The organism is Vibrio sp. 1288 (genome assembly GCF_033344475.1).
In genome coordinates this window covers 1-520 of the sequence record NZ_JAWPOX010001118.1, presented here as the reverse complement: position 1 = coordinate 520, position 520 = coordinate 1, and the positions used below count along the sequence as shown (strand labels likewise).

1 protein-coding gene is annotated in these 520 nt (G+C 49.0%); it reads left to right on the top strand.

Annotation, left to right across the window (positions count from 1 at the left end; all coding sequences use genetic code 11):
- The coding region (locus R8O11_RS31220) for a helicase-related protein (RefSeq protein WP_318195391.1) at nt 1-520 on the top strand (520 nt) is incomplete at both ends.

Genomic DNA, 520 nt, shown 5'->3' with positions numbered 1-520 from the left:
ATCGGTCGCAAAAACTGGCAACAAGTTTTGGTGTTTGTAAACTACAAAGAAACCGCAAATGATGTGGTGAAAGAGCTGAAACTTGACGGCATCAAAGCAGTAGTTTGTCACGGTGACCGTGCTCAGAGTGCTCGTCGTCGTGCGCTAGAAGAGTTCAAAACGGGCAAAGTGCGCGTCATGGTAGCAACGGACGTGGCAGCGCGTGGTTTGGATATTGAAGATCTACCTCACGTAGTGAACTACGACATGCCTTTCCTTGCTGAAGATTACGTTCACCGAATCGGCCGTACCGGTCGTGCGGGTAAGCAAGGTCATGCGGTTTCGTTCGTAAACCGAGATGAAGAGCTAACGGTTGTTCAAGTGGAAAACCTCATCCAGCAACGCATTCGTCGTATCGAACTTGCGGGTTATGAGCCAAAACAGCGTGAATCTTACATCGAGAAATTGAACTCGAAACCGGCGTTTAAGAACCGTCAAGGTCGTCGTAATAACCCTAACCAGTCTGCGACAGACCAAGGCT